Below are 24,312 nucleotides of genomic sequence, written 5' to 3' on the forward strand. Positions count from 1 at the left end.
CAGGTTAGCCTGCCCTGCACGTGAACTGCAGGTGCACGTCTGCCTGCTCCTACACGCTAGGCGCTGACGTCGTCGAGCGCCGCTGCGATCGCGGCGGGCAACTCCAGCTCCTCCGCGACGAGCACTCCGGTCAGCTGTGCGATGTCCCTCGCCCCGACGACCGCGCTCGCGACACCCGGACGATCGCGCGCCCACGCGAGCGCGACGGCCAGCGGGGACGTGCCGAGCCCGTCGGCCGCGGTCACGACCGCGTCGACCACCCGGACGGAGGAGTCGCCGAGGTAACTCTGGACGTCCTGCGCGTGCGCGTCGTCGGCACCGCGGGAATCGACGGGGATGCCGTTGCGGTATTTGCCGGTCAGGACCCCGCGGGCGAGCGGCACCGCAGCGAACACACCGATACCGTGATGCGCCGCGGCCGGAACGAGTTCTTCCTCGACTCCCCGGGCGAGCAGCGAGTACTCCACCTGGGTGGCGACGAGCGTGGTGCCGCGGGACGCCCCTGCCGCGGTGGCCAGCTGCCACCCGAGGTAACCCCGCGCCCCGACGTACCGGACCCGGCCGCTCGCCACCGCGAAATCGAGTGTGGCGGCGACCTCGTCGACCGGCGTGAACGGATCCCAGGTGGCGACCTGCCACATGTCCAGGTAGTCGGTGCCGAGTTCGCGCAGGGTGGCGTCGAGCTGGGCGACGAGACCCCGTCGCGAGCAGTCGATCCGTGAGGGACCCGACGGGTTGATCCCGGAACTCGAGCTCAGGACGAGTTCCGTTCGCGGCACCACGTCGTCGAGCAGTTCCGCCAGGATCCGCTGCGCCACACCGTCGCCGTACGCGGGCGAGGTGTCGACGAGCGTTCCGCCCGCATCGACGAACGCCGCGATCTGCGCCGCGGCCTCGTCGCCGTCGGTGTCCCGACCCCAGGTGAGCGTGCCCAGGCCGAGTCGTGACACTCGTAGCCCGCTTGCTCCGACCGATCTCTGTTCCATAACCGCCTGCGTCTCGTACCGTAGCTGCAACCCGGCGTCGCCCCCGAAGATGCTGGTGCCCCCCGGGACCGGTCACCACAGGTGCAGAGTAGTGGGGTATCGCGGGGCAGGGGTCCTGCCACGCCGGATTCTGCCGGAGGTCGCCCTCCCCGGTACCGTGGCGCCGGTGAATTACGAACGCGACATGGGAAATTGGCGTCAGAGCGGCACATTCGACCTCGGGACCGGTGAGTGATGGGCGAGGCGATGTCCTGGCTCCAGGCGATTGTCCTCGGTACGGTCCAGGGATTGACCGAGTTCCTGCCGATCTCCTCGTCCGGCCATCTCCGGATCGTGTCGGAGGTCTTCTTCGGTGACGACGCCGGTGCGTCCTTCACCGCCGTCACCCAGCTCGGCACCGAAGCCGCGGTGCTCATCTACTTCGCCCGCGACATCGGACGGATCATCGCCGGGTGGTTCCGGGGACTGTTCCACCCCGAGCATCGCGGTGACCTCGATTACCGGATGGGCTGGTATGTGATCATCGGCACGATCCCGGTGGGTGTCCTCGGTTTCCTGTTCAAGGACCAGATCCGTACGGGCGCCCGCAACCTGTGGCTGATCGCCACCATGCTGATCGTGTTCGCGTTGGTCATCGCGGCGGCCGAGTACTACGGGCGGAAGGTGCGTCCCGTCGAGGACCTGCGCGCCAAGGACGGCATCATCATGGGTTCGGCGCAGGCGCTCGCCCTGATCCCGGGCGTATCCCGGTCGGGCGGCACGATCAGTGCCGGACTCTTCCTCGGACTCACCCGCGAAGCCGCCGCGCGCTATTCGTTCCTCCTCGCCATCCCCGCGGTCGTCGCGTCCGGGCTGTTCAGCCTGCCCGACGCATTCGAACCGGCCGGTGAAGGCCTCAACGCGAGCGGCCCGCAGCTCCTCGTCGCCACCGTCATCGCGTTCGCCATCGGCTACGCGTCGATCGCGTGGCTGCTGCGGTTCGTCGTCGACCACTCGATGTACTGGTTCGTCGGCTACCGCATCATCCTCGGCGTTGTCGTCCTGTCGCTTCTCGCGACCGGCGTCGTGTCGGCCACCTGAGATCGGGCGGCCGGGGAGTGCACGACACTAGGCTGGGCCAATGACAGTTGTGCTGCTGCGCCACGGGCGGTCGACCTCGAACACCGCACACACGCTTGCCGGCCGGTCACCGGGAGTCGAACTCGACGACCGCGGCCGCGAGCAGGCGCAGGCCATCGTGTCCCGGCTCGCGGACGTTGCGATCGAGGAGATCGTGCACTCGCCGCTCGTGCGGTGCGAGCAGACCGTGGAGCCGCTCGCCCGGGCCCGGGGCCTGACCCCGGTGGTGGAACATCGGCTGGTCGAGGTCGACTACGGCGAGTGGACCGGTCGTGAGCTGAAGGTCCTGCTCGAGGAGCCGCTGTGGAAGATCGTGCAGCAGCACGCGTCCGCCGCAGTGTTCCCGGGAGGAGAAGGGCTGGCGCAGGTCCAGGCCCGGGCCGTCGCCGCGGTCCGGGAGCATGATGCGCGGCTCGCCGAACTGCACGGCCGGAACGTCGTGTGGGTGGCGTGCTCACACGGCGACGTCATCAAGTCGGTCCTCGCCGACGCCCTCGGCGCGCACCTCGACGGATTCCAGCGGATCGTCGCCGAGCCGGCCTCGATCAGCGTCGTCCGGTACACCTCCACCCGTCCGTACGTGCTGAAGATGAACGACACCGGCGCCGATCTGTCCGGAGTCAACACGCCACCCGTCTCCGGAGACGGGGCCCGCGCCGAAGTATCCGGATCGGTGCCCGGCGGGGAGGTCCGCCTGTGACGATTAGGCGGACCCCGCCGGTGACGATTAGGCGGACCCCGCCGGTGACGATTGACGGATAATGAACGCAACATGCTGCGAGGAACAGTCCGAGACGGAACAACGAGTGGGCAGCGCCGCAGTAGGGCCCGGCTCCAGCTGAAGGAGGTGCAATGTCACGCGCAATTCACGTATTCCGCACTCCTGACCGATTCATTGCCGGGACGGTGGGTGAGCCCGGCGACAGGTCGTTCTACCTCCAGGCCGTACACGAGGCGCGAGTGATCAGCGTCCTGCTGGAGAAACAGCAGGTGCAGGTACTGGCCGACCGGATGGGGCTCCTCCTCGAGGAAGTGCACCGCCGGTTCGGGACGGAGGTTCCCCCGGAGGGGGCCGAACTCGACGACGCGAGCCCCCTTGTCACCCCGATCGACGCCGAGTTCCGGGTCGGCACGATGGGCCTGGGCTGGGACGCGGACGCCGGAGCCGTGGTGGTGGAACTGCTCGCCGTCAGTGAGACGGAGTTCGACGAGTCCGTCGTTCTCGACGACTCCGAGGACGGACCGGACGCCGTGCGCGTCTTCCTCACCCCGTTGCAGGCGCGGGACTTCTCGTTGCGCTCCGAACGGGTCATCGCCGCCGGGCGCGCGCCGTGCCCACTGTGCGGTGAGCCACTGGCCCCGGAAGGGCACATCTGCATCCGGACCAACGGGTACCGCCGCGGCCAGAGCTTCGGCCTCACCCCGGAGATGGACGAGGAGGACTGACGGGTGCCTGCCGAGGAGTCCGATCCTCTGGAGTCCGGCGATCTGACCCTCATCGGCCAGATCACCCACGCCAGTAACGCCACCCTCGTGTGCGACGCAGTCGAGGGTGAGAACACCGTCCGCTGCGTGTACAAGCCCGTCCGCGGGGAGCGTCCGTTGTGGGACTTCCCGGACGGCACGCTCGCCGGACGTGAATACGCGTCGTATCTCGTGTCCGAACAGCTCGGGTGGGGTGTGATTCCCCGCACTCTCCTGCGGGACGGTCCGTTCGGCCCGGGCATGGTGCAGCGGTGGGTCGACACCCCCGACCGGCACGCCGACGACACCGGCGGTCTCGACCTGGTCGACATCTGCGCTCCCGACGCCGTCCCCGAGGGGTGGTTCGAGATCCTGCGCGCCACCGACATGGACGGCGAACCGGTCGCGCTCATCCACGCCGACGACCCGCGGCTGCAGCGGATGGCGGTCCTCGACGTGCTGATCAACAACGCCGACCGCAAGGGCGGCCACGCACTCGAGGGGCTCGACGGTTCCGTTTACGGCGTCGACCACGGCATCTGCCTGCACACGGAGAACAAGCTGCGGACCGTGTTGTGGGGGTGGGCCGGGACGGAGGTGCCGGGCGCCCTCGTCGTCGACATCGCGGAACTGATCTCCTCGCTCGAGGGCGACTTCGGTGCGCGACTGGGCGAGCACATCACGTCCGGCGAGGTCGCCGCGCTGTACGAGCGTTCCGTGGACCTCCTCGCGGCGCCGGTGATGCCCCGGCCGAACGGTCACCGGCCGATTCCGTGGCCGGCGTTCTGACGGAGCCGTTCGGCGCCCGTGGGGGCGGCGGCTCCCTCCGAGGCGGAAATGCGGGTCCACTAGGCTCGCTCTCATGCAGTCTTGGTCCGAAACCGCTGTCCCGTCCGTTCCAGGCCAGGGGCCTCCGCTGCGGTTGTTCGACACCGCTGACCGGCAGGTACGTCCCGTCACTCCCGGACGCACGGCCACGATGTACGTGTGCGGTATCACCCCCTACGACGCCACCCACCTCGGTCACGCGGCCACGTACCTGACGTTCGATCTGGTGAACCGGATCTGGCGTGACGCCGGGCACGACGTGCACTACGTCCAGAACGTCACCGACGTCGACGACCCGCTGTTCGAGCGCGCCAACCGCGACGGCGAGGACTGGGTGGTCCTCGGCATGCGCGAGACGGCGCTGTTCCGCGAAGACATGGAAGCCCTGCGGGTGCTGCCCCCGCGCGACTACATCGGCGCGGTGGAGTCGATCGGCGAAGTGATCGAGATGGTCGAGAAGTTCGTCGCGTCCGGCGCCGCCTACGTCGTCGACGACCCCGAATTCCCCGACGTGTACTTCCGTGCCAACGCGACCGAGCAGTTCGGGTACGAGTCCGGCTACGACCGCGAGACGATGGACAAGTTCTTCGCCGAGCGCGGCGGCGACCCCGACCGCCCCGGCAAGGAGGATCCCCTCGACGCCCTGGTGTGGCGTGCGGTCCGCCCGGGGGAGCCGTCATGGCCGTCTCCGTTCGGTCCCGGGCGTCCCGGCTGGCACATCGAGTGTTCGGCCATCGCCCTCAACCGCATCGGTTCGGGTTTCGACGTGCAGGGCGGCGGCAGCGACCTGATCTTCCCGCACCACGAGTACTCCGCGGCGCACGCCGAGTCGGCCACGGGCGACCGTCGCTTCGCCCGCCACTACGTGCACACCGGCATGATCGGTCTCGACGGCGAGAAGATGTCGAAGAGCCGCGGCAACCTCGTGTTCGTGTCGAAGCTGCGCGGCGAGGGAGTCGACCCGGCCGCCATCCGCCTCGGACTGCTGTCCGGGCACTACCGGCAGGACCGTCCGTGGACCGAGCAGGTTCTCGCCGACGCCCACACCCGGCTGCAGCTGTGGAAGGATGCCGCCGCACTCGAGTCGGCGCAGTCGGCCACCGACACGATCGCCCGGCTGCGCCAGCATCTCGCGGACGATCTCGACACCCCGAAGGCGCTCGACGCCCTCGACGGCTGGGCCCGTCGCGCCCTCGACCACGGTGGCTCGGACACGAACGCGCCGAGCGAATTCGCCGCCGCCGTGGACGCCCTCCTCGGTGTGCGCCTCCGGCGCCCGTGAGTACTTGTTAACCGCCCGCGGTTAACAAGTACTCACGGGTCAGGCGAACTCGAGGGCACCCTCCGCGGGCGTCGGGACGCGCCTGCGGAGGGGCGAACCGAGCGCCTGCGCCAGGTCGGTGCCGTCGTGTTCGGCGAGTAGTTCGCCATCCGACCACACGAGCAGCGTGGCGCTGACGCTCTGCTCGGCTGTCGAGTGCGCCAGATCGTAGTGCGCACACCCCGGCACGCCGCTGTACGTGATCCACAGGTCGAACCCGGTCATGAACAGGTCGAGGTCGAATTGCACGCTGAGGCCGAGCAGTTCGGCCCGGCCGTTGTCGTCGACGCCGGCGAACGCTTCGTCCAGCGCCAGCAGTCGCGGCGCATGGGGGTCGGCGGAATCGAGCATGACGTGCGCTGCGGCGAACAGCGGCAGGTGCAGCGAGACGGACTGCTCGCCGCCGGAGAGCGCGCTGTGCCGGGCGACGGTCAGCCGGTCTTCGTTGCCGTTGCCGCTGATCAGGGTGAACGAGAACACCCGCCACCGCCGGTAGTCGAGGGCGGACGCCAGGATCTCCGGGTACGAACGCTCCGGGTGGGCGGCGCGGGCAGTCCTGATCTGGTGGGCGAAGTGGGCGCGCATTGTGGCGAGCTCGTCCGGCCCCAGCGCCGAGGTGTCGCGCTCGAGAAGTTTGGAGATCGCCTTCGCGCTGTCGTCGAGGTTGTCGGCGAGTACCCAGTGGACGCCGATGGTGTTGCCGGACGACATCCGGCGCTCCCGCATCTCGGTGCCCATCCGGGCGATGAGTTCGCGTGCGTCGACGGTCCGTTCGTGGATCTGCTGTGCGAGACCCGTGAGCAGCGCGTCCTCCAGGATGCGACGCTCGGTTTCGGTGAGCAGCAATTCCTGATCGGAGCGAGCGGACGCGATGCGGGCGGCGAACTCGCCGATCGACGAGTACCCCTCGTCGTCCTGCACCTGCACCACGGTCACGCCGTCCGGGGCGTCCCACTGCAACCGGTAGTCCTGGCCGGCGGCCGCCAATTGTGCGTCGAAGTCCTGCAGCGCGGTGGTGAGCGCGGTGCGCGTCGATTTGCGCGCCGAGTCGCTGACCCGCACCGACTCGGTGGCGCCGTCCAGTGCGCGGAACAGGGCATCCACTTCGGGCGGCAGGATCTGGGTGTCGTCGTCGGCGTTCTGGATCCGATACACCAGCTGTTCGGCACTCATCCACGCCGCCGAGCTCGCCGGCCAGGTGTGGCCGCCGTCGACGCCGAGGAGTTCGAGTAGGTCGCGCCGGGCATACGGCGCGAGGCGGGCGGCGTCGGCGTGCGTTTCGGTGAGCGCCAGCCGGAGCGTCTGGACGGCGGTGTTGTACGCGCCCTCGGCTTTACCGATGGCCTCACCCGCGTCCTTGTCCGCCTTGCGGGCGTCGCGCTGCTCCTTCTTGCACGCCTCGATCCGCGCGTGCGCCTCCTCGAGTTGGCGGTCCAACTGCTCGGCCCCCGATCCCAGCGTGTCGCGCAGCGTCTCGAGGCGTTGGACCTGTTGCGCGAGAACCTCTTCGGCGATGGCAGCTTCTTCCGCGAACTCCTCCGCGCTGCCGCGCGCCTCGTGCAGTCGGACCTCGGACTCGCGGGTGTGCTCCACCTCCTTGGCGTGTTCGCGCCTGCACCGTTGCACCATCTCGCCCTGCTTCTCGAAATGCCGGACGGCCGCGGCGAGCGAGTCGATCTCGCGGGCGACGTGGGGAGTCCGGTGCGTGGACGCAGTGGCCCGGAGCTGCTTCTCCTTCGCGGACAGGTCGGCGATGGCCTGGTCGAGTTCGCGACCGACCGCTGTCGCCGTGTCGGAGCGGCTGCGGAGTGCGCCTGCGGATTCGGTGACCTTCTTCAGCGCCGTGAGGATCGATCCGGTGCGGGGCAGGGCCTGCGCCGCCGCGGTGGTCCGCGACAGCAGCGCCGCCGCCGCATCCGCGGACGCCCGGGCTTCGTCGAGCGTTGCCCGGGTTTCCTCGAGGATCCTGTCGAGTTCGGCGATACGGGCGGCGCGCCTGCGGGCCCGTGCGGTGGTTCCGATGTACTCCGCGTCCGATTTCGTGTGGCGTCCCCGCTGGATTCCCTGCCGGTACGCACCGTCTTCGGCAACACCGACCGGACCTTCGGACAGGTCGAGGGATTCGAGGGCGATGGATTCGAGGATCCCGCGCACGCGATCGTCGGGAACGCCCGTGTCCTGTTCGACCTCGAGAACGTCCGCGAGGGTCGTGCCGGTGGGCCGATCCCCGGCCGGAAGGGCCACGAGGAACTGTTCGGATTCGACGTCGGGGAGTGCGTCGTCGACGGGCACCCAGCCGTCGAGGAGATTCGCGGCCTGCAGTGCGGCCTCGATTCCTGCCGCCGCGGCAGCGTCGACACTGTCGGCGAAGCGGACCAGACGCCACAGCGGTGCACCGGTCAGCCGGGACCGGGCGTCCTGCCGGGCGGTCGAGAGCGGCGGGGCGTCGTCGTGCTCGGATTCGATGGCCGCGCGAGCGGATTCGTGTGCGGCGATCACCTCCTCGGCGGCGGCGGCGTCGCGGTCGTACTGCTGACGACGCAACCGGAGCGCGTCGACGGCGTCCGTCGTCTGTTCGGTCAGCGTCTCCGACAGGGTGGCGGCGTCGTCGTCGCCGATCCGGCCGAGGGCGGCGTCCAGGACGTCGAACAGTGAAGCGGGCGCGTCGATCTCGGCGTAGAGGGCCGACTGTTCCGTCCACCAGGATCGGAGTTCGCCGGCGCAGCGGCTGCGGGCCGATTCGACCGCCGTCTCGGCTTCGAGAACGGCGACCGTCGCGGTGTCGAGTTGCTCCTGGCCTCGGCGTGCCGCCTCGTCGGCCCTGGTCCGTTCGGTGACCGCCCTCTCGACGGTGGCGAGTGCGGCCCGGACCGCGCGGATGTCGCCGTCGCGTTCTTCGGTGTGCCCGCGCAGCGCCGCGGTCAGCTGGTCGGTGCGCGCGTTCTCGGGGAGTGCGGTCCAGGTGATTCCCGCGTCCTCGGCGGCGAGGTGAAGCTCGTCTTCGGCATGGGTGAGCGCCTCGACGGCGCGGGCGACGGCGTCACCGGCCTTGTCGTGCTCCTCGGATCGCTGTTCGAGGGTCACCTTGGCTTTGCGTGCCTTCTCGGCCTGCAGTTCGGTCGACTTCTCGAGCGTCGAGACGGCCTGCGCGAGGTCGTCGAGTTGTGTCCGCCCCTCGTACGCCGTCGACCGCTTCAGCGCGTCCAGAGTGGCATTGGCCTGGTCGAGTGCGCGTTCGGCGGCGGTGAAGCGTTCTTCGGCAGCCGCTCGGCTCTCCTGGCTGCGCGCCCGGTCCGCTGCCGCCCCATGGAGAGCGGCGATACCGGATCGGACGGCCTCCAGACGGGTCGCGAGGTGGTCGACGTCCGTACGCGCCTGCTGGCGCAGGTATTTCGCGTACACGCCGACGAAGCTCTGCGCCGCCTGGTCCGCCGCGGCCAGCCCCTCGAGCGCCCGGCCGACCTCCTCCATGTCGCTGAACGAGCGTGCCGCCTCGAGGACCAGTTGCTCGTCGAGTGGTCGCAGACCGTCGGTGAGTGCCTGCGACAGTCCCTTGGGGTCGAGGTTCTTCGCGAGCTGGGGCCGCCGGAGCGTGAGGATGAGGTTGATCAGCTGGTCGTAGCGCTGGACGCCGAGCCCGAACATCCGGGCGTCGATGGCGGCGCGGTAGTCGAGCGGCCGGTCGGTGATGGAGTCGGTGCCGATCTGTTCGCCCAGTTGCTTTTTCGTGAGCGGACGGTCGTCGCTGCCGAGTAGGGAGAAGTCGACGCCGACGCGACCGTCGGCGACGAAGTACCAGCGTGTGACCTTGTCGTTGGTGCGGGTGGCGCGCATGCCGATGCCCACGGTGACGGCCTCGGGGTCGTCCTTCGCGCCGCGGCAGAACTCCATCCAGACGTACGAGTACGCGCTCTCCTGCCCGCGGTACAGCAGGTTCGACTTCATGGTGCGTTCCTCGCCGGCGAACGGATTGAGCCGCCGGGGTTCGATCCGGCCGTCGAAGACGAACGGGAACAGCACTTCGAGGGCCTTCGTCTTGCCGGAACCGTTGGGACCGCGGAGAACGAGGCGACCGTCGGCGAAGGAGAACTCCTGATCGCGGTAGTCCCAGAGGTTGATGATCCCGGCGCGGGTGGGCCGGAAACGCGCACTCGTCATGCTGTGACTTCCTCGCTGTCGTTCGCTGAGCTCTGGAACAGGTCGATCTCGGGTGTGCGGTCGCGGATCGTGACCACCACACCCCGGTAGCGGGCGAGTGCCGGGAGTGCGAGCACGCCACCCGGCACGGCCGCGGTGAGGCGTAACCGCTCGAGCAGCGCCAGCGCCGCGCGTCCCAGACCGTCCGGGTCTGCCTGCCAGCCGGCGGCGAACGTGCGCCCGAATCGTTCGGTCAGTGTCCGGACGGTGCCGGCGATCCAGTCGTCCTCGATGACCGGGAACAGCCGGTCCGCGGGGGCGGGGTCTGCGGGTTCGAATCCGTCGTGGCCGGCGAGGCTGTCGAAGATCCCGGACTGGGGAATGGCGCTGTCGACCTGTTCGATCAGGTCGTCGAACCGGGCCCGCGGCAGCGGAATCAGGGCCGTCTCCGGAGCGTCCGGATCCAGTACGCGATCGGCGATCTCGCCGGCGAGCAGGAGCGCGACCTGCGCGACCGTTCCCGTCCCGGGGAACCGGACGTCGGACAGGCGTCCGGAGGAGTCGATCATCGCGACACCCTCCTCACGCCGCTCCGCGACCAGTCCGGTGAGCAACTCGACATCGGCTGCGGTGCGGGGGAGTGCGAGTTGCATCAGCTCGTCATCGTCGAGGTCGGCGGCGTAGACCACGGGCCGTTCGACGAGAGCACGCCGGACCCGCCGCGCGGTCTCCTTCACGTCGACCGGCCGGGCGGTCCCGAACTCGGAGGTGTCGTCCTCGGTCACCGCGTCCGCACCGGCGAGCAGTCCGCGGATGGACCGGAGGTGCTGCAGTGCGCGCGGCGGCCGGAACAGGGCGATGACGACGGACCTGTCGATGTCGTAGAGCGCCTCTCCTGCATCGGGATTGGCGGCCCAGCCGCCCGCGTCGCCGTCGGCGAGGGCGATCGCGCCGCGGGCGGCGAGCCAGCCGACGGCGTCGACGAACGCATCCCGGTCGGACGCGCGTTCCGTGGACAGGTCCACACCGTCGACCTGGGCGGCGTCGGCGGCCACGTGATCGGCGAGCTCGGACAGGGTGATCTGGTTTCCGGCGCGGCCGAGCGCGGCCAACGCCAACGCGAGGTAGGCGTAGCGGTACCGGTCGAACGTGCGGTCGGTGGCCGTCTTGGCCGGGGTCCCGGCGTCGAGTCGGTCGCTGACCGTGAACAGCCGGGCGGTCGTCTCCGTGACTTCGAGTCGGTACCCGAAGAGCGTCATCAGATCGTCGCGTAATTCGGTGGCCCACCGGCGGAGCAGGGGGAGTGCGATGCGATCCGGATAGGTTTGTGTCACCAGGTGATTCGACAGAATGACGCGGGCGGCGCGCTGATACGAATCGAGGGCGAGCGGCGAGATCTCCCGTGCCTTCACCGAACGCTCACCTGCAGTCCGTCGAGGTGCAGACGTCCTCGGGCGGTGCGCACCACCGTCGATTCGCTGTGCGGGCTGAGGGTGAGCTTCACGCCGTTCTCCGATCCTGTGCTGCTCTTCACACGGCCGCTGACCGGAACCCGCGCCGTCAGCGCGGCGTTGAGCAGACTCAGCAGCACGTCGGTTTCGGCCTCGTCGAGTTCCCGCTCGTAGACCCCGCCCCGGGCCAGCGACTGGGCGGCGGCGGCGCGAAGTCGTTGCGCGGTCAGCTGTTCCTCCCGCAGGCGGCGCACGCTGCCCTCGTTGCGCTGCACCCGTGCGGGCAGGCCGGGCGACGGGGGACGTCCCGTCTCGGCGAGCGTGCGGGAGATCTCCACGGGCTGGGCCTCCCACCACGACCGCGTGTCGGGAATGATGTCGGCGTCCGGATGCACCATCGACAGGTGGCGCGGACGCCCGAGGTCGAACACGGCCTGAAACAGCGCATGCGCGGCGTCCTCGGTCGGAGTGGCGGCGAACCAGCCTGCGAGGTGGCGTAATTGGCTCTCCCTGCTGACACCGCCCTTGCGGGTCTCGGTGACGCGGCGCAGCAGCGACAGGACGGCGGCGATGGCGCTCATCGTGCCCTCGCGGAGGCGTTCCGACTCGCTGAGACCGGCCTCGCTCCCGACGAACCAATGCGTCAATCCCGCCCACCGCGCGCGCCAATCGGCTTCGCGCTCTTCGATGCCGAGGAACACCCGCTCGTCGCTGGCGGCGGCCCGCGCCACCATCGTCTCGACGCCGGTGTCTTCCACGAGCGCGATGGCCGCCGCGAGTTTCGGTGCATAGCGCGAGAGGTCGGAGCTGAACTCGCGCATGTGCGTGAGGAGAGCGTCCTTGTGGGACATGAACGTCTCGGGCGTGATCTCCGTGGTGCGGACGAGGTCGCCGAGGGTCAGGTAGAACTGGGCGGCGCGTCCGGCCATGTCCGACAGCGTCGCGTCGAGACGGTTGAGTTTCCGGTACACGAGGTCGTTGTCGGCCGCACGATTCGCGGCGGCCAGGTCGTTCATGTCGGCGAGGAGGTCGGGCAGCGCCAGCCGGGACAGCGACGCGTCGTCGAGTCGGGCCGCCAGCGCGTCCTCGACGGCTCGGAACACCTGGTAGCCGGCCTGGCTGAACTGATAGACGAAGTGCCGGTTCCGGTATTCGGCCAGCGTCGCGGCGCGGGTTCCGTCGTAGCTGCGTTCGAGCACTTCCCAGACGTGCAGTTGCTCGAGCAGGGGGGTGACGTCGCCGGCGCCGAGTTGTCCGGCCGGATCGCCGACCGCGAGACCGTCCAGAATGCGGGCGACGTCGCCGGCGTGGAGCAGGACGACGTAGTTGGCGCGGGCGTGGTCGAAGGCCCGCAGCACCCACAGGTACTCCGCGCGCTTCTCCGCCGTGGTGAAGGCGAACAGTTTCAACCGGTCGTCCCGGAGTGGGGGAGCAACCGCCGGGCGCGCTGCGCGCAGCCCCGAGGGGGACCGACCGGGATCGCTGCCTGATTCACTCACCGTGACAGGTTATGCGGTCGCCCAGCCGTCGAGCGAACGCCGTGCCGACGCGCACCACCACCGCTGGAATCTGAATCGGAACCTGACGGAACGCTGTAATTTACCGAATTCAGGTGCTCGGTCGCGTACCAACCACCCCGCGTCACCGATGTTCCATCGTCGCGATTCGACTGCCTCACCCCGCCGCTGCACCGATGCCGGGAGGCAGGCATTCAGAGGACGAACAGCACGAAGACGATCGCCACCAGCACGAGAGCCAGTCCGACTGCCGCGGCGACGAGCCAGGACGCCCGGGACGTCGAGTCGGCGGTGGATTCGTCGCCGGACTGCGCGACCGCGCGAGGTTCCGGCGGTGTCGCAACCGCCGTTCCGCCCGACACCCGGGCAGGGGAGGCGCCCACCGCCGCGGCCGACGCGGGGTTGTGCGTGCGCGTCGCCGGCCGGCTCGCGGTTGTCGAGGTCGAGGGCACCGGCTCGCCCACTACGGCGTCGATCACCTCGGTGACGTCGTACGACGGCGGCAGCCCGATCGGGGTGACCCTGTGAGTGGTCGGGTTGAATCCGGCGGCGCGGATGGCGGCACCGAGCGCTGCGGTCTGCTCGGGACCCGGGCCGACGACACAGCGCACACCGAACTTCTCACCGACGGTGTTCGCGAACCCGTGAATGGCCGCGGAGTCCCGCGCGATCAGGCCGTCGCCCGTGACGACCACGGCATCGAGGTTGCTGGGCAGCCAGCCGAACGCCCCGAGCGCGGTGGCGATCTGGGCCGTGGGAGAACCCCCCGAGGAGAAGCGAAACGCCTTGCCTGCCTCGACGCCCGAGCGGATCAGCGCGACGGTCGCGCCCGTGTCGTCGACGTGATAGATGCCGACCAGCTGCCCGGGACGCTCCGCGATCTCGGATTCGAACCAGGCTGCGGCGGCTTCGGCGTCCGAGACGAGGGACAGGTAGGACATGTCGGCGTAGTCCAGGGCGTCGCGGAGCGCCGCGACGGCGGCCGAGTCCCAGCGGGTGGGGTAGGCGGCCATGATGTCGGGGGCGCCGCCGGTCCGGCCGCCGTGGTCGGGGAGAGGTTCGCACTCCCGGAGCAGGCACCGCATCGCACCCGCGACCAGGTCTTCGGCGCGGTACCGCGATCCGTCGCCGACCGCGACACCGGCCGGGTCGCCGACGCGGGGAAGGAACCCCGACACGGTGTGGATGTCGCCGATCGTGTGTGGCGCCGACCCGCCGAGAATTGCGGTGCCGTCCGGGCACATGTGCAGGACGGTGTCCCGGACGATGACGACCGGATCCGGGGATCCTGGATCGTTCGACGCCACCACCGCGGTGGACACGACACTGCCGATCCTGAGCCCGACTCCCATGGACATGCAAGTACCCCTATTCGTTTTGCGAACGGATCGCGACTTCCGTCAGGCCCGTTCCGACTCACTCGGTGAGGCCACAAGATGTACATCCTGCTACCCGAGCACGCTTGTGCGCGCCATCACGCGCGGCGTGGCGTGGTCGTGTTGCGCACACTCGGGCGTTTTCGCCCGCGGCGAGTGATCGGTCAGGTAACGGTCGGTGCGCCGAGGGTTGTTCTCCACTCGGTCACGTTCTCGGTCATCCAGTCGAGGAGGTGCTCCGCCTCCTGCGGATGACGACCGGTGCCGGCGAGAAGATCCGCGAAGGCCTGGGCCGGGGCGACCAGACGAACGTTGTCGCGGAACAGGGTGCGCTCGAAGACCGCAGCCGATCGGGGCGTGGCGACGAGGACGTTGGCACCCTGATCGACGGGGCGTAGCTCGAGTGCGCCGGCCAGCGCTTCGCCGTGGTCGGCGTAGATCTGGACCTGATGCGCCGGCGCGTATTCGACGAACGCCGCCGCGGCGAGTGACCCGGTCACCGCGTAGAGGTGGCCGGAGACCTTTCCGAGTATCGCGACGAACGACTGCACTCCCTCGGGTGCGAAGTAGCCGACGGTGGGGCAGTCCTTGAAACTCGAGTCACTGCTCCAGGCGCGCAGCATCTGCTGCCACCGGACGCTGGTGATGGGGCCACGGGGGAGTCGTTCGAGCAGATCGCGTTCCTCCAGGGTTTCCACCACCCGATAGGTCGCGCCGGTGGACGCGCCGGACAGTCGGACGAGTTCGGGAACCGTCAGCTGACCCGAATGATCGGCGAGGGCGCGCACGACCCGGGCGGCGGGATCGCCGGTCAGCTGGGCGGCCGGACGGCCGGGGCCACGCCACGGGTCGGCGTCCGCGCCGCGGTCGCGCACCCAGATCGCAGGCCGGTCCGCCGCCAGGGAGGTGTTGCCCGTCGCATCGGCGTAGGAGAGACCCCTGGCGTCGAGTTGACGGCGAACCGGCTCGGAAAGGTAACGGGCGCAAACGAATCCGCGATCGGATCCGGACAATCCGTCGGCGAACCGGGCGGCGTCCCCGGCGAGCACCCCCCGGGCGGGGATGACGGAGAAGGACGCCACCTCGCCGTTGGGTGCGCCGACCAGCAACCGTTCCGGTGCGTCGGCGAGGGAGCGGGACTTTCCGGACGTCAACGTCCAGCCGTGAGGGAGGGCGGCCTGGAGGGTGGCGATCGCCCGGCGGTAGAGATCGATGTCGCGTTCCGGCTTGGGGAACGGCACCTTCGGCTCGCTGCCTGCGAATTCGGCGTTTTCCTGATTCGGCACATCGTCAGTCTACTGAATCGGTCCGAGACGGAACCGCAAAATACACCGAATGATCTCGGCAAGGTTCCGAGCCTCGCCGAGGGGTCCGATCCCGCCGCAACTCACCACTTCCAGGTGAGCCGGTCCCCGCAGGCACGGACGGCGTGAGGGAGTTCCACTCCGTCCGGCGGTTCAGGGGCGTCGGGCAATCCAGACGGTCCGGCTGCCCCGCACCGTCAGATCCCCTCGGTGCAGGACGCTGTCGGGGTTGTCGTCCGCGAGAAGGTGATCGAGAGTGTCGCGGTCGTCGGCGGCAAGTTGTCCGTCGAGCGCGGAGCGAATGCGGCGCAGGAAATTCTGTGCATAGAGTCCGGTGCTCGGCGGGGCCGGGGTTGCCTCGCTGGTGAAACTGCGCTCCTCGACGTCTACGAAACCGGCCCGTTCCACGTGGGTCCGCCAGTTCGGGTGCGCGTTCCAGTCCAATCGCGCCAAGGCTTCGTGGCAGCGCGTCTCCAGGCCAGGGCGGCCCAGGCCGAGGTCGTCCGGCAAGAGGCGCGGCAGCGCGTCCATTTCGACGACCACCAGCACGCCGCCGGTGTTCAGCGCGCCGTACATGTCCTGGAGCACCCGGTCGGGGTCGGCGACCTCGTGCAGCGAGGAGGCTGCCCACACGACGTCCGCCGCGCCCACTGCCGGCCAGGCGACATTCAGATCGGCGTGCACGACGCTCACTCGGCCGGCCAGCCCCTGCCCGTGCGCGGCCGTGCGCAGGCGCGTGAGCATCATCTCCGACCTGTCGATCGCGATCACCTCTGCCGCGGGGAATTGTCGAGCTAGGGTCAGGCTGCCGACGCCCGTGCCCGCACCCACGTCGACGACCCGCCGCGGGGTGTCTCGGGTGCGCTGTCCGACCCATTCGGCCACCGAATCCAGGTAGGACCCGAGCACCTCGGCGTCCAGGTCCAGTAGATCCGCGAGCGCCGCCTCGTGCTCGGGAGTGTGCCCGCCGTGGTGACTGCTGTGGTGATGGGAATGCTGTGTCATGGCTCCAGGCTAGCCACACCCTGCGTTGCACGCATACACTCTTGCCTATGACGCAAGAAGTCGGGTTGGACAGCGTGATCCGTCAACGCATCAGGGGGCTTCGGCTGGCCCGCGGCTGGTCACTGGACGTGCTCGCTGCGCGCTGCTTTCTCAGTCCGTCCACGCTGAGCCGCATCGAGACCGGCCACCGCAGGATCGCCCTCGACCAACTGGTCCCGATCGCGCGGGCCCTCGGCACCACGCTCGATCAGCTCGTCGAGTCCGTCGAGGACGAGGACGTGGTGATCCGGCCGCAGCCCGAACACACGAGAGGCCTGACGATCTGGCTGCTGTCCCGCGAACGCGCGCTCCACGGTGCGACCGTGGCGAAGATGCGCATCACCCCCGATCGGCCCGCCGGCCCGGAGCATGTGAGTGTGCACCCCGGCCACGAGTGGTTCACGGTGCTGTCTGGGACGGCCCGCCTGCAGCTCGGTGAGCGAACCATACTTATCGAAGCCGGTGCCGCAGCGGAGTTCTCGACCATGGTGCCGCACTCCATCGGCGCCCACGACGGTCCCGTCGAGATCCTCACGATCTTCGACCACGACGGGGAGCGTGCCCACCTGCACGCCGAGCACAACGAGTAGAAAGGACGGACATGTCGACTTCCGACACCACAGGTCAGACAGAGTTTCCGGCAAGCATGGGGAAGGTCTCCCGGCGTGAGCTCGCGTCCCACGGCTATACGCGTTTCGATCAACTGACGACGGTCACCGCCAAGGAACTGTTGAAGATCCACGGCGTCGGACCGAAGGCGATCCGAATCCTCGAGGAGGAACTCGCGGAACGGGGGCTCGGCTTCGCGAAGTGAACCGAGCCCGGCCGCGCTACAGCAGGCCGTGAGTGCGCTGATAGGTGGCCGGTGGTGTCCCGACCACGTGAGTGAAGACACGGGTCAGGTGAGCCTGGTCGCTGAACCCCAGTTCGTAGGCGAGCGCCGACCAGTCGATCCTCTCGCCCGAGTGCGCGGCGCCGGCCGCGTCGAGGATGCGGAATCGCTGGATCACCCACTTCGGGCCGATACCGACGTACTCGGTGAACAGCCGTTGCAGGGTGCGCAGACTGCAGCCGGCATGTGCGGCGAGCTGGTCTGCCCGGACGATGTCGCGGTTGCACTGGGCGTCGCCCACCAGGGCTGTGATCTCCCGTCCCGTCGGATCCGGAACGGGATCGGTGCGGAGAAGGTATCGCTCGAAGGCGGCGATCATCTCCGCGCTGTCCGTGCCGGCGAGGATCCGCTCCGCGACCGGGCGATCGTCACCGGCGAGCAGGTGCCGACCGGGCTGGACGGTTCCCGAGATCGCGCCGACACTGCCGTTGAGCAGAGGCCGGAACCCTCCGGCGTGGAAGGCGGCTCCCAGCACGTGACCGTTCCCGGTCAATGTTCGGTAGAACGGCGACCGGGAGATCCCGTGCACCAGCAACTGTCCGTCCTCGGCAGCGACATGAACGCGGGGCTGGGGCACCACCTGCTGTCGATGGGGCGTCGGCACCGACCACCTCACCAGCCAGTGGTAATCGACGAACTCGGCCAAAGCCTCTCGGGGAGCGACCCGTTCGACCTCGAACCCCGGTGCGGCGGCCGTCGGGCGGACGATCGCCTCGGGGTGTCCCGGCACAGTCGGCATTCGCTCATCCTAGTGTCGCGAATGTTCAAGAACCGCACGCTGTCGCGTACCTAGAGTCACGTGTCATGAGCTACTCACACACTGCACGAGGCAAGTTCTCCATCGCCGCGTGGTCGGAATCAATGATCGTCGACATCGACGGCGAAGGCACGACCGCCGGCGACGCCTACTACCCCACGCGCGGAGCCAACCGAGCGACCGTCGCGTACTCGTACTCCGGGGACATCGAGGGAACGAGCACCGTGGTCTATCTGATCGCGTACAAGGCCGATGCCGCGCCGGTGCTCGGTCTCGAGCGTTTCGAGGGCTCGATCGGCGGGCACGACGGGACGTGCGTGTTCCAGCACATCGGCAGCCAGGATCAGGGTTCGGTGTCGGCCCGGATCGAGGTGGTGCCGGGTATGGGCACCGGCGGTCTGGTCGACCTACGCGGCAGCGCGGACCTGTCCATCGCGGGGCCCGATGACAGCGGCTACGAATTCGTACTGTCGTACGACGTCGGCTGACATTTCGACGTCGCTCACGTTGTCGAGGGTGCGGCGAGGGGCTTCAGGCCGCACGCCGTCGCGAAGCCCTGTGATTCGATGCCGAACGCGGTGTTGGTGCGTGTCATGAGATTCGCCAGGGCGATGAACGCGGTCAGTTCCACCAGCGTGGCCGGGCCGAGCGCCTCGAGCAGCCTGGCCGACGTTTCGTCGGTGACCGTCGGCGGGGTATGGGTCATCGCTTCGGCGTACTCGAGCACGTCTCGCTCAGCGGCGTGAACACGTCCGATTGGCGCCATCGGCCTCGACCGGCTCGGCCACCTCGCCGAGTATCTTGCGGGACATCCGCTTGACGACCGCGCCGTAGATGCCGGTCAGCTCGGCCTTCGGGATCCGGGTATTGCCGGCTACAATTCCTCCTCCAGTCGTTGTGCTCTCGGCATGAGACACCGGCCAGGAACCGAATGTGTCACCCGAACCGGATGTGATTGCAGGAACTTTCGCTACCGCTCAGCCCGGTGCGAGTGCCCGGTCGGCCAGCGCGGCGACGACGGGCGAGAGTGCCTGAGCGTGTTCGAGGGTCAGGTGGTTGTCGTCGCGGTACACGAGGTCGTTGCCGACGATGACGGGGCAGCGCTCGGTGGTGCAGAACAGGGCGGTGAGGTCGGCGTACCGTCCGCCGCCTGCCGCCGTGGCCACCGCCTCGGCCGCGACGCCGGCGTCGTTCACCGCGACAGGCCGGGGCGGCGAGCAGGCGGTCGCGTCGTCCAGGTGGGCGGACAGGCACGTCGGCACGGTCGACTGCGGATCCGGGATCGGTCCGAGGACGAGGACGGCCGCACCCGTGGCCCGCAGTTCCGTGACCAGCCGGGTCAGGCTGTCGAGCCATGCCTGACCGTAGACGGTGAAACCGAAATCGGCGCCGTACCGCCGCGACATGCTCAGCACGACCAACCGGGGCCGTTCGGTCCGCAGCCGATCGACGATCTCGCCGCGCCACTGCTCGCACTCGGTGTATTCCCGCCCGAGGTAGGGGCTGGTGAGTGGGAGGTCGAGGAGCGGGCAGGTGACCTTGCCCATCGTCTCGAGCCGCCAATGATTCTGCTCGGCGGCCGATTCGAATGCCGGGGCCCACATCGCGGCATGCGAATCGCCGACCAGCGCCACCGTCGTCGGAGACGCCACGTCCCCCGACGCGCACTCGCCCTGACCCACTTCGAGCCACGACCGCACACAGCCGTTGACGAACACCTCCGGCTTGTCTGCCGGCGCGTCGGCGAGCGGTGGAGACAGATTCGACGGGACCGCTTGCAGCCCTGCCGATTCCGCGACCGCCGTCTGCACCTGCGCGGTCATGTCCTGCACCGCCGCGTCGCGCGGATCGACTGCGGTAGGCGCCGATTCGGTCGGCGCAGAGACGGTGAGGGCTGTGGCCGCGGCTCCGTGTCCGACCGGAACCGGCCGCGCGATCAGCAGCACCAGTGCCGCACAGACAGCGATGGCGGTGACGGCGCCGCCGAGTACGAGGCTGCGCGAGGCCGAACGACGCAGCGGAGCAGCGAAGCGGACGGGATTCTCGACCAGGACCAGTGTCAGTCCGGCCAGACCCGCGGACACCATGACCATCGCCAGACGATCGGTCAGGTCGAGCGAGCGGCCGAGCACGATCGGCGCGAGCAGCAGCACCGGCCAGTGCCACAGGTACCAGGAATAGGACACCCGACCGACCGCCCGCATCGGCGGCAGCGACAGGCTCCGCCCGACCCCCAGCCGGGGCGCGGCACACCCCGCCCCGATCACCAGCACCGTGCCGGCGACCGGCACCAGCGCGGCGGTTCCGGGGTAGGGCGTCGTCTCACCGAGTCGAAAACAGGCGACGACGATCAGCGCGAAACCCGTCCACCCGGCTGCGGCGGCGACCACCGACGGCAGCCGCTGCCAGTGCCGAACCGACAGGGCGACCAACCCGCCTGCGGCCAGTTCCCAGGCGCGGGCGGGCAACGAGAAGAACGCCCACGGCGGGAGTGTGCTGGTCCAGTCGAGCGAGACCGCGAACGACACTGCCGCGACCACGGCGAGCACGATCAGATACGGGGTCGTCGACGGTGTTTCATCCGCGTCGAGGCGCCGTGTCCTGCGCCGGACGAGCCAGGCGACCCCGATGATCAGCGCCGGCCACAGCAGGTAGAACTGCTCTTCCACGCCGAGCGACCAGTAGTGCTGGAACGGTGACGGGGGCGCGTCGGCGGCCAGATAGTCGGTGCCGTGCAGGGCGAACCGGTAGTTGCCGACGTACAGTGCACTGGCGATCCCGTCACCGAGGACCGCGCGGGCCTGCAGAGGGGGCAGGAGCAGGGCCGCACCGATCGCAGTGGCCACCAGCACGATGCACCCGGCGGGCAGCAGCCTGCGGGCCCGCGCACCATAGAACTCGGCCAACCGCACGCGGCCGGTGGTCGCGACGTTCCGCCACAGCAGCCCGGTGATGAGAAACCCCGAGACGACGTAGAAGATGTCGACGCCGACGAACCCTCCGCCGATTCCGGGTACGCCCGCGTGAAAGAGGACCACGGCCAGCACCGCGACGGCCCGCAGCCCCTCGATGTCCGCGCGGAACCTCGTCTCGGCCGGCTGGACACCGACCGGAGGGCGGTTACCGGATCGGCGTCGCCGTTCCGGACTCGCGACGGTATTCACGCGACCAGCGATCTGTCCATGCGACGCGCTCCTTCAGCTGCAGCATTGAGCTCATGATGACAGCGGTGCCGGGACTTTCCCGAAAGGCACGCCGTATCAGGACCCAGCGCCGGTGAGCGGCCTCTCACACGTGCACGACCACCGACCCTTCGCGAACCGACGCGGAGTAGGTGCGGACCGAGCCCACACCCTCGAATAGGCAGGCGCCCGTGTCGAAGGCGAACGTGTACTGGTGGAGCGGGCACATCACGCCGGTGGCGTCGATCTGTCCGTCGGCGAGGGGACCGCCCTTGTGCGGGCACACCGCGTCCATCGCCCGAACGGTGCCGTCCGACAACAGGAATACGGCCACCTGACGGTTCAGCACGACGTACGTCCGGCCTTCGCCCGGCGTCAGGTCGCTGACCGGCCCCACCGCGACCTCGGAAGGCCCCTCGATCAGGGCGGTCATCGGACCGGCACCTGGGGCAGCGGCAGCAGCGGGAGCGACGGAGCGAACTGTGCGGGCGATTTCGGCGCGCTGCGCTCCTTCCAGGGATCCCGGTAGCCGTCCACCGCCGTCTGGATCCGCTCGTCCAATCCCGTCACGATGTCCTCCTCGTCTCGGACCAGTAGCGCCTGAAGATGTTCGAGTCCCACCCGCGGCACGAAGTCGTACGTGCGTTCGAGCCATTTCGCGTTCTCGCGGTAGTACTGGATGAACCGGCCGCCGAGTTCCACTGCGGCTTCGGGTGATTCGACCGTGGCCAGCAGATCGCCCTTGCGGATGTGCGCTCCGGCGGCGCCGCCGACGTAGATTTCCCATCGGCCGTCGCCGACCGCGACCACACCGAAGTCCTTGCACAGGGCCTCCGAGCAGTTACGTGGGCACCCGGCGACCGCGAGTTTCAGCTTCGCGGGCGTTTCCAGGCCCTGGAATCGTTCCTCGAGCGCGATGCCGAGGCTCGTCGAATCGCCGAGACCGTAGCGGCAGAAATCGGTTCCGACGCACGTCTTCACCGTGCGCATGCTCTTGCCGTACGCGAACCCGGACGGCATGTCGAGGTCACCCCACACCTTGGGGAGGTCTTCCTTCTTGATGCCGAGCAGGTCGATGCGCTGCCCGCCGGTGACCTTCACGAGCGGCACGCCGTACTTGTCGGCCACGTCGGCGATCGTGCGGAGTTGCTCAGGCGTGGTGACGCCGCCCTTCATCTGCGGGACCACCGAGAACGTGCCGTCGCGCTGGATGTTGGCGTGCACGCGGTCGTTGATGAACAGCGCGCCGCGCTCGTCCACCCAGTCGGGCCCCCAGATGGTGCGGAGCAGCGAGGCCAAGGGCATCTTCGCGGACGCGTCCTCCTTCGCGTCCGTCGCAAGCTCGGCGAACACCTGGGACACGGCGCGGAGATCGCGTTCCCGGATGGTCGCGATGAGTTCGGGCTTCGTCATCGGGATGCAGGGCACATACCAGTCCGCGGAGGGGTCGGCCTCGAGTTCGCCGCCCGCGGCGCAGGCCACGATGTCGGCGACGAGTCCCTTGCACGAGCCGCAGCCCTTGCCGGCCCGGGTCTGTGCGCAGACGTCGGTGAGGGTCTTGGCGCCGGAATGGACGCACGCCACCAGATCGCCCTTGCTCACGCCGTTGCAGTTGCACACCTGCAGGTCGTCGGGGAGATCGGCGACACTCGTCGCGGCGCTCGGGGATCCGACGTCGAAGAGCATGCTGATCCGCTCCTCGGGCAGCGGTACCTTGCCGTCGAACGCCTGGGTGAGGAAACCGGCCTTGCTGATGTCGCCCATCAGGGTGGCGCCGATCAGCTTGCCGTCGCGGACGACGAGGCTCTTGTACGTGCCGCTGCGCGGTTCGTAGTACTGGACGAACTCGTCGTCCGCCGTCTCCGGTCCCTTGACGCCCATCGCGGCCACGTCGACACCGGCGACCTTCAATGTGGTGGTGGTGCGCGAACCGGCGTACGCCGCTTCGGGATTGGAGCCGGTGAGGACTTCGGCGAGGATGACCGACTGCTCCCACACCGGGGCGACGAGGCCGTAGGTCTCCCCACGGTGCTGTGCGCACTCGCCGACGGCGTACACGGAACCCTCGTCCTCGCAGCGCATCTGGTCGTCCACCACGACGCCGCGTTCGACCACCAGCCCGGCGGCCCGTGCGAGCTCGGTGTTGGGCCGGATTCCGGCGGTGACGACGACCATGTCGGCGTCCAGGGTGGAGCCGTCGACGAACGACACCCCGGTCACCAGGCCCGCTTCGTCGCGCAGCACGGCAGTGGTCCGCATCGAGGTGTGGACGCCGACGCCGAGTTTCTCGATCTCGGCGCGCAGGACGCTGCCGCCGCGTTCGTCGAGTTGCTGGTTCATCAGGTGCCCGGGGGAGTGGACGACGTTGACGGTGAGCCCCTGTGTGCGCAGCCCGTACGCGGCCTCCAGACCGAGCAGGCCGCCGCCGATCACCACCGCGGACACGTCGTCGCGGGCCTGCGCCATCTGCAGCATGCCGTTGGTGTCGGCGATGTTCCGGAATCCGAACACCCCGCGGGCCAGGCGCCCGTCGTGCTCGCGCAACCCGTCCATGTTGGGGAAAAACGTGTTGCTTCCTGTGGCGATGATGAGCACGTCGTAGTCGACGACGCGGCCGCTCTCGCAGGTGACGGTCTTCGCGAACCGGTCGAGTGCGACCGCGCGGTCGCCGGCGTGGAGTTTGACGCCGTTGGCGGTGTACCAGCCCATGGGGTTGAGGATGAGGTCCTCGTCGTCGGCGGCCGCCTCCCCGGACAGCACGTGCGAGAGCATGATCCGGTTGTAGTTGCCGTAGGGCTCGTCGCCGATCATGGTGATCTCGAAACGCTCGCCGCCGCCGCGGTTCAGGATCTCCTCGACGGTGCGTGCGCCGGCCATACCGTTGCCGACGACCAGCAGCTTGCTCGAACTCGGTGTGTTGGCCATGCGTCGAGG

General features: G+C 69.2%; 19 protein-coding genes and 1 pseudogene. 8 read left to right on the forward strand and 12 right to left on the reverse strand.

Annotated elements, in window-relative coordinates; translation table 11 throughout:
- Window positions 1-56: 56 nt before the first annotated feature.
- The gene (locus JVH1_RS33320) at window positions 57-986 is read right to left on the reverse strand and encodes an aldo/keto reductase (RefSeq protein WP_009473556.1); all 930 of its coding nucleotides are present in this window, start codon (window positions 984-986) and stop codon (window positions 57-59) included.
- Window positions 987-1,220: 234 nt separating this feature from the next.
- On the opposite strand from JVH1_RS33320, the gene JVH1_RS33325 reads away from it, so the two are divergent.
- From JVH1_RS33325 to mshC, 5 genes are all read left to right on the forward strand, one after another.
- Window positions 1,221-2,066, forward strand: coding sequence for an undecaprenyl-diphosphate phosphatase (locus JVH1_RS33325; RefSeq protein ID WP_009473554.1), 846 nt, complete (start codon window positions 1,221-1,223; stop codon window positions 2,064-2,066).
- A 40-nt stretch (window positions 2,067-2,106) separates the two neighbouring features.
- Window positions 2,107-2,805 (forward strand): histidine phosphatase family protein, encoded by a 699-nt coding sequence (locus JVH1_RS33330; protein ID WP_043778016.1) that lies wholly within the window; start codon window positions 2,107-2,109, stop codon window positions 2,803-2,805.
- 152 nt (window positions 2,806-2,957) lie between these two features.
- Window positions 2,958-3,551 carry a DUF3090 domain-containing protein gene (locus JVH1_RS33335; protein WP_005243068.1) on the forward strand — a complete coding sequence of 198 codons (594 nt, stop codon included), beginning with the start codon at window positions 2,958-2,960 and terminating at the stop codon, window positions 3,549-3,551.
- Window positions 3,552-3,554: 3 nt separating this feature from the next.
- Window positions 3,555-4,358: an SCO1664 family protein gene (locus tag JVH1_RS33340; RefSeq protein ID WP_009473552.1), complete on the forward strand. Its 804-nt coding sequence runs from the start codon at window positions 3,555-3,557 to the stop codon at window positions 4,356-4,358.
- A 73-nt stretch (window positions 4,359-4,431) separates the two neighbouring features.
- Window positions 4,432-5,679: a cysteine--1-D-myo-inosityl 2-amino-2-deoxy-alpha-D-glucopyranoside ligase gene (gene mshC, locus JVH1_RS33345; protein ID WP_016880769.1), complete on the forward strand. Its 1,248-nt coding sequence runs from the start codon at window positions 4,432-4,434 to the stop codon at window positions 5,677-5,679.
- Window positions 5,680-5,718: 39 nt separating this feature from the next.
- Here mshC and JVH1_RS33350 read toward each other — a convergent pair whose 3' ends face one another.
- The 6 genes from JVH1_RS33350 to JVH1_RS33375 form a co-directional block, all read right to left on the reverse strand.
- Window positions 5,719-9,876 carry a TIGR02680 family protein gene (locus tag JVH1_RS33350; RefSeq protein ID WP_009473550.1) on the reverse strand — a complete coding sequence of 1,386 codons (4,158 nt, stop codon included), beginning with the start codon at window positions 9,874-9,876 and terminating at the stop codon, window positions 5,719-5,721.
- Window positions 9,873-11,267 (reverse strand): TIGR02678 family protein, encoded by a 1,395-nt coding sequence (locus JVH1_RS33355; RefSeq protein ID WP_009473549.1) that lies wholly within the window; start codon window positions 11,265-11,267, stop codon window positions 9,873-9,875. Before JVH1_RS33355 ends, JVH1_RS33350 begins: the two co-directional genes overlap by 4 nt.
- Entirely contained in the window at window positions 11,264-12,715 is a 1,452-nt protein-coding gene (locus tag JVH1_RS33360) for a TIGR02677 family protein (RefSeq protein WP_009473548.1), read from the reverse strand. The genes JVH1_RS33355 and JVH1_RS33360 overlap by 4 nt, the downstream gene beginning before the upstream one ends.
- 302 nt (window positions 12,716-13,017) lie before the next feature.
- Entirely contained in the window at window positions 13,018-14,181 is a 1,164-nt protein-coding gene (locus JVH1_RS33365; protein ID WP_009473546.1) for a hypothetical protein, read from the reverse strand.
- A 182-nt stretch (window positions 14,182-14,363) separates the two neighbouring features.
- Window positions 14,364-15,485, reverse strand: coding sequence for a helix-turn-helix domain-containing protein (locus JVH1_RS33370; protein WP_009473545.1), 1,122 nt, complete (start codon window positions 15,483-15,485; stop codon window positions 14,364-14,366).
- Window positions 15,486-15,656: 171 nt separating this feature from the next.
- Window positions 15,657-16,508, reverse strand: a complete 852-nt coding sequence (locus JVH1_RS33375; protein ID WP_009473544.1) for a trans-aconitate 2-methyltransferase — start codon at window positions 16,506-16,508, stop codon at window positions 15,657-15,659.
- A 47-nt stretch (window positions 16,509-16,555) separates the two neighbouring features.
- On the opposite strand from JVH1_RS33375, the gene JVH1_RS33380 reads away from it, so the two are divergent.
- Both JVH1_RS33380 and JVH1_RS33385 read left to right on the forward strand, forming a co-directional pair.
- Entirely contained in the window at window positions 16,556-17,137 is a 582-nt protein-coding gene (locus JVH1_RS33380; RefSeq protein ID WP_043778011.1) for a helix-turn-helix domain-containing protein, read from the forward strand.
- A gap of 11 nt (window positions 17,138-17,148) precedes the next feature.
- Window positions 17,149-17,361, forward strand: coding sequence for a hypothetical protein (locus JVH1_RS33385; RefSeq protein ID WP_009473542.1), 213 nt, complete (start codon window positions 17,149-17,151; stop codon window positions 17,359-17,361).
- Window positions 17,362-17,377: 16 nt separating this feature from the next.
- Here the strand turns inward: JVH1_RS33385 and JVH1_RS33390 are convergent, their stop codons facing one another.
- Complete coding sequence (locus JVH1_RS33390; protein WP_043778008.1) at window positions 17,378-18,178, reverse strand: AraC family transcriptional regulator; 801 nt, start codon at window positions 18,176-18,178, stop codon at window positions 17,378-17,380.
- Window positions 18,179-18,243: 65 nt separating this feature from the next.
- Here JVH1_RS33390 and JVH1_RS33395 point away from each other — a divergent pair, with 65 nt between their 5' ends.
- Window positions 18,244-18,684 (forward strand): DUF3224 domain-containing protein, encoded by a 441-nt coding sequence (locus JVH1_RS33395; protein ID WP_009473539.1) that lies wholly within the window; start codon window positions 18,244-18,246, stop codon window positions 18,682-18,684.
- Between the two features lie 14 nt (window positions 18,685-18,698).
- Here JVH1_RS33395 and JVH1_RS33400 read toward each other — a convergent pair.
- From JVH1_RS33400 to nirB, 4 genes and pseudogenes are all read right to left on the reverse strand, one after another.
- A pseudogene (locus tag JVH1_RS33400) lies at window positions 18,699-19,008 on the reverse strand (carboxymuconolactone decarboxylase family protein).
- A 165-nt stretch (window positions 19,009-19,173) separates the two neighbouring features.
- Entirely contained in the window at window positions 19,174-21,360 is a 2,187-nt protein-coding gene (locus JVH1_RS33405) for an acyltransferase family protein (protein WP_009473536.1), read from the reverse strand.
- A 124-nt stretch (window positions 21,361-21,484) separates the two neighbouring features.
- Window positions 21,485-21,811, reverse strand: a complete 327-nt coding sequence (locus JVH1_RS33410; RefSeq protein ID WP_009473535.1) for a Rieske (2Fe-2S) protein — start codon at window positions 21,809-21,811, stop codon at window positions 21,485-21,487.
- Entirely contained in the window at window positions 21,808-24,303 is a 2,496-nt protein-coding gene (nirB, locus tag JVH1_RS33415; protein WP_009473534.1) for a nitrite reductase large subunit NirB, read from the reverse strand. The genes JVH1_RS33410 and nirB overlap by 4 nt, the downstream gene beginning before the upstream one ends.
- Window positions 24,304-24,312: the final 9 nt, after the last annotated feature.

Origin of the sequence: Rhodococcus sp. JVH1 (genome assembly GCF_000280725.2) — a bacterium.
In the GTDB taxonomy this organism is placed as follows: Bacteria; Actinomycetota; Actinomycetes; order Mycobacteriales; family Mycobacteriaceae; genus Rhodococcus_F; species Rhodococcus_F jostii_A.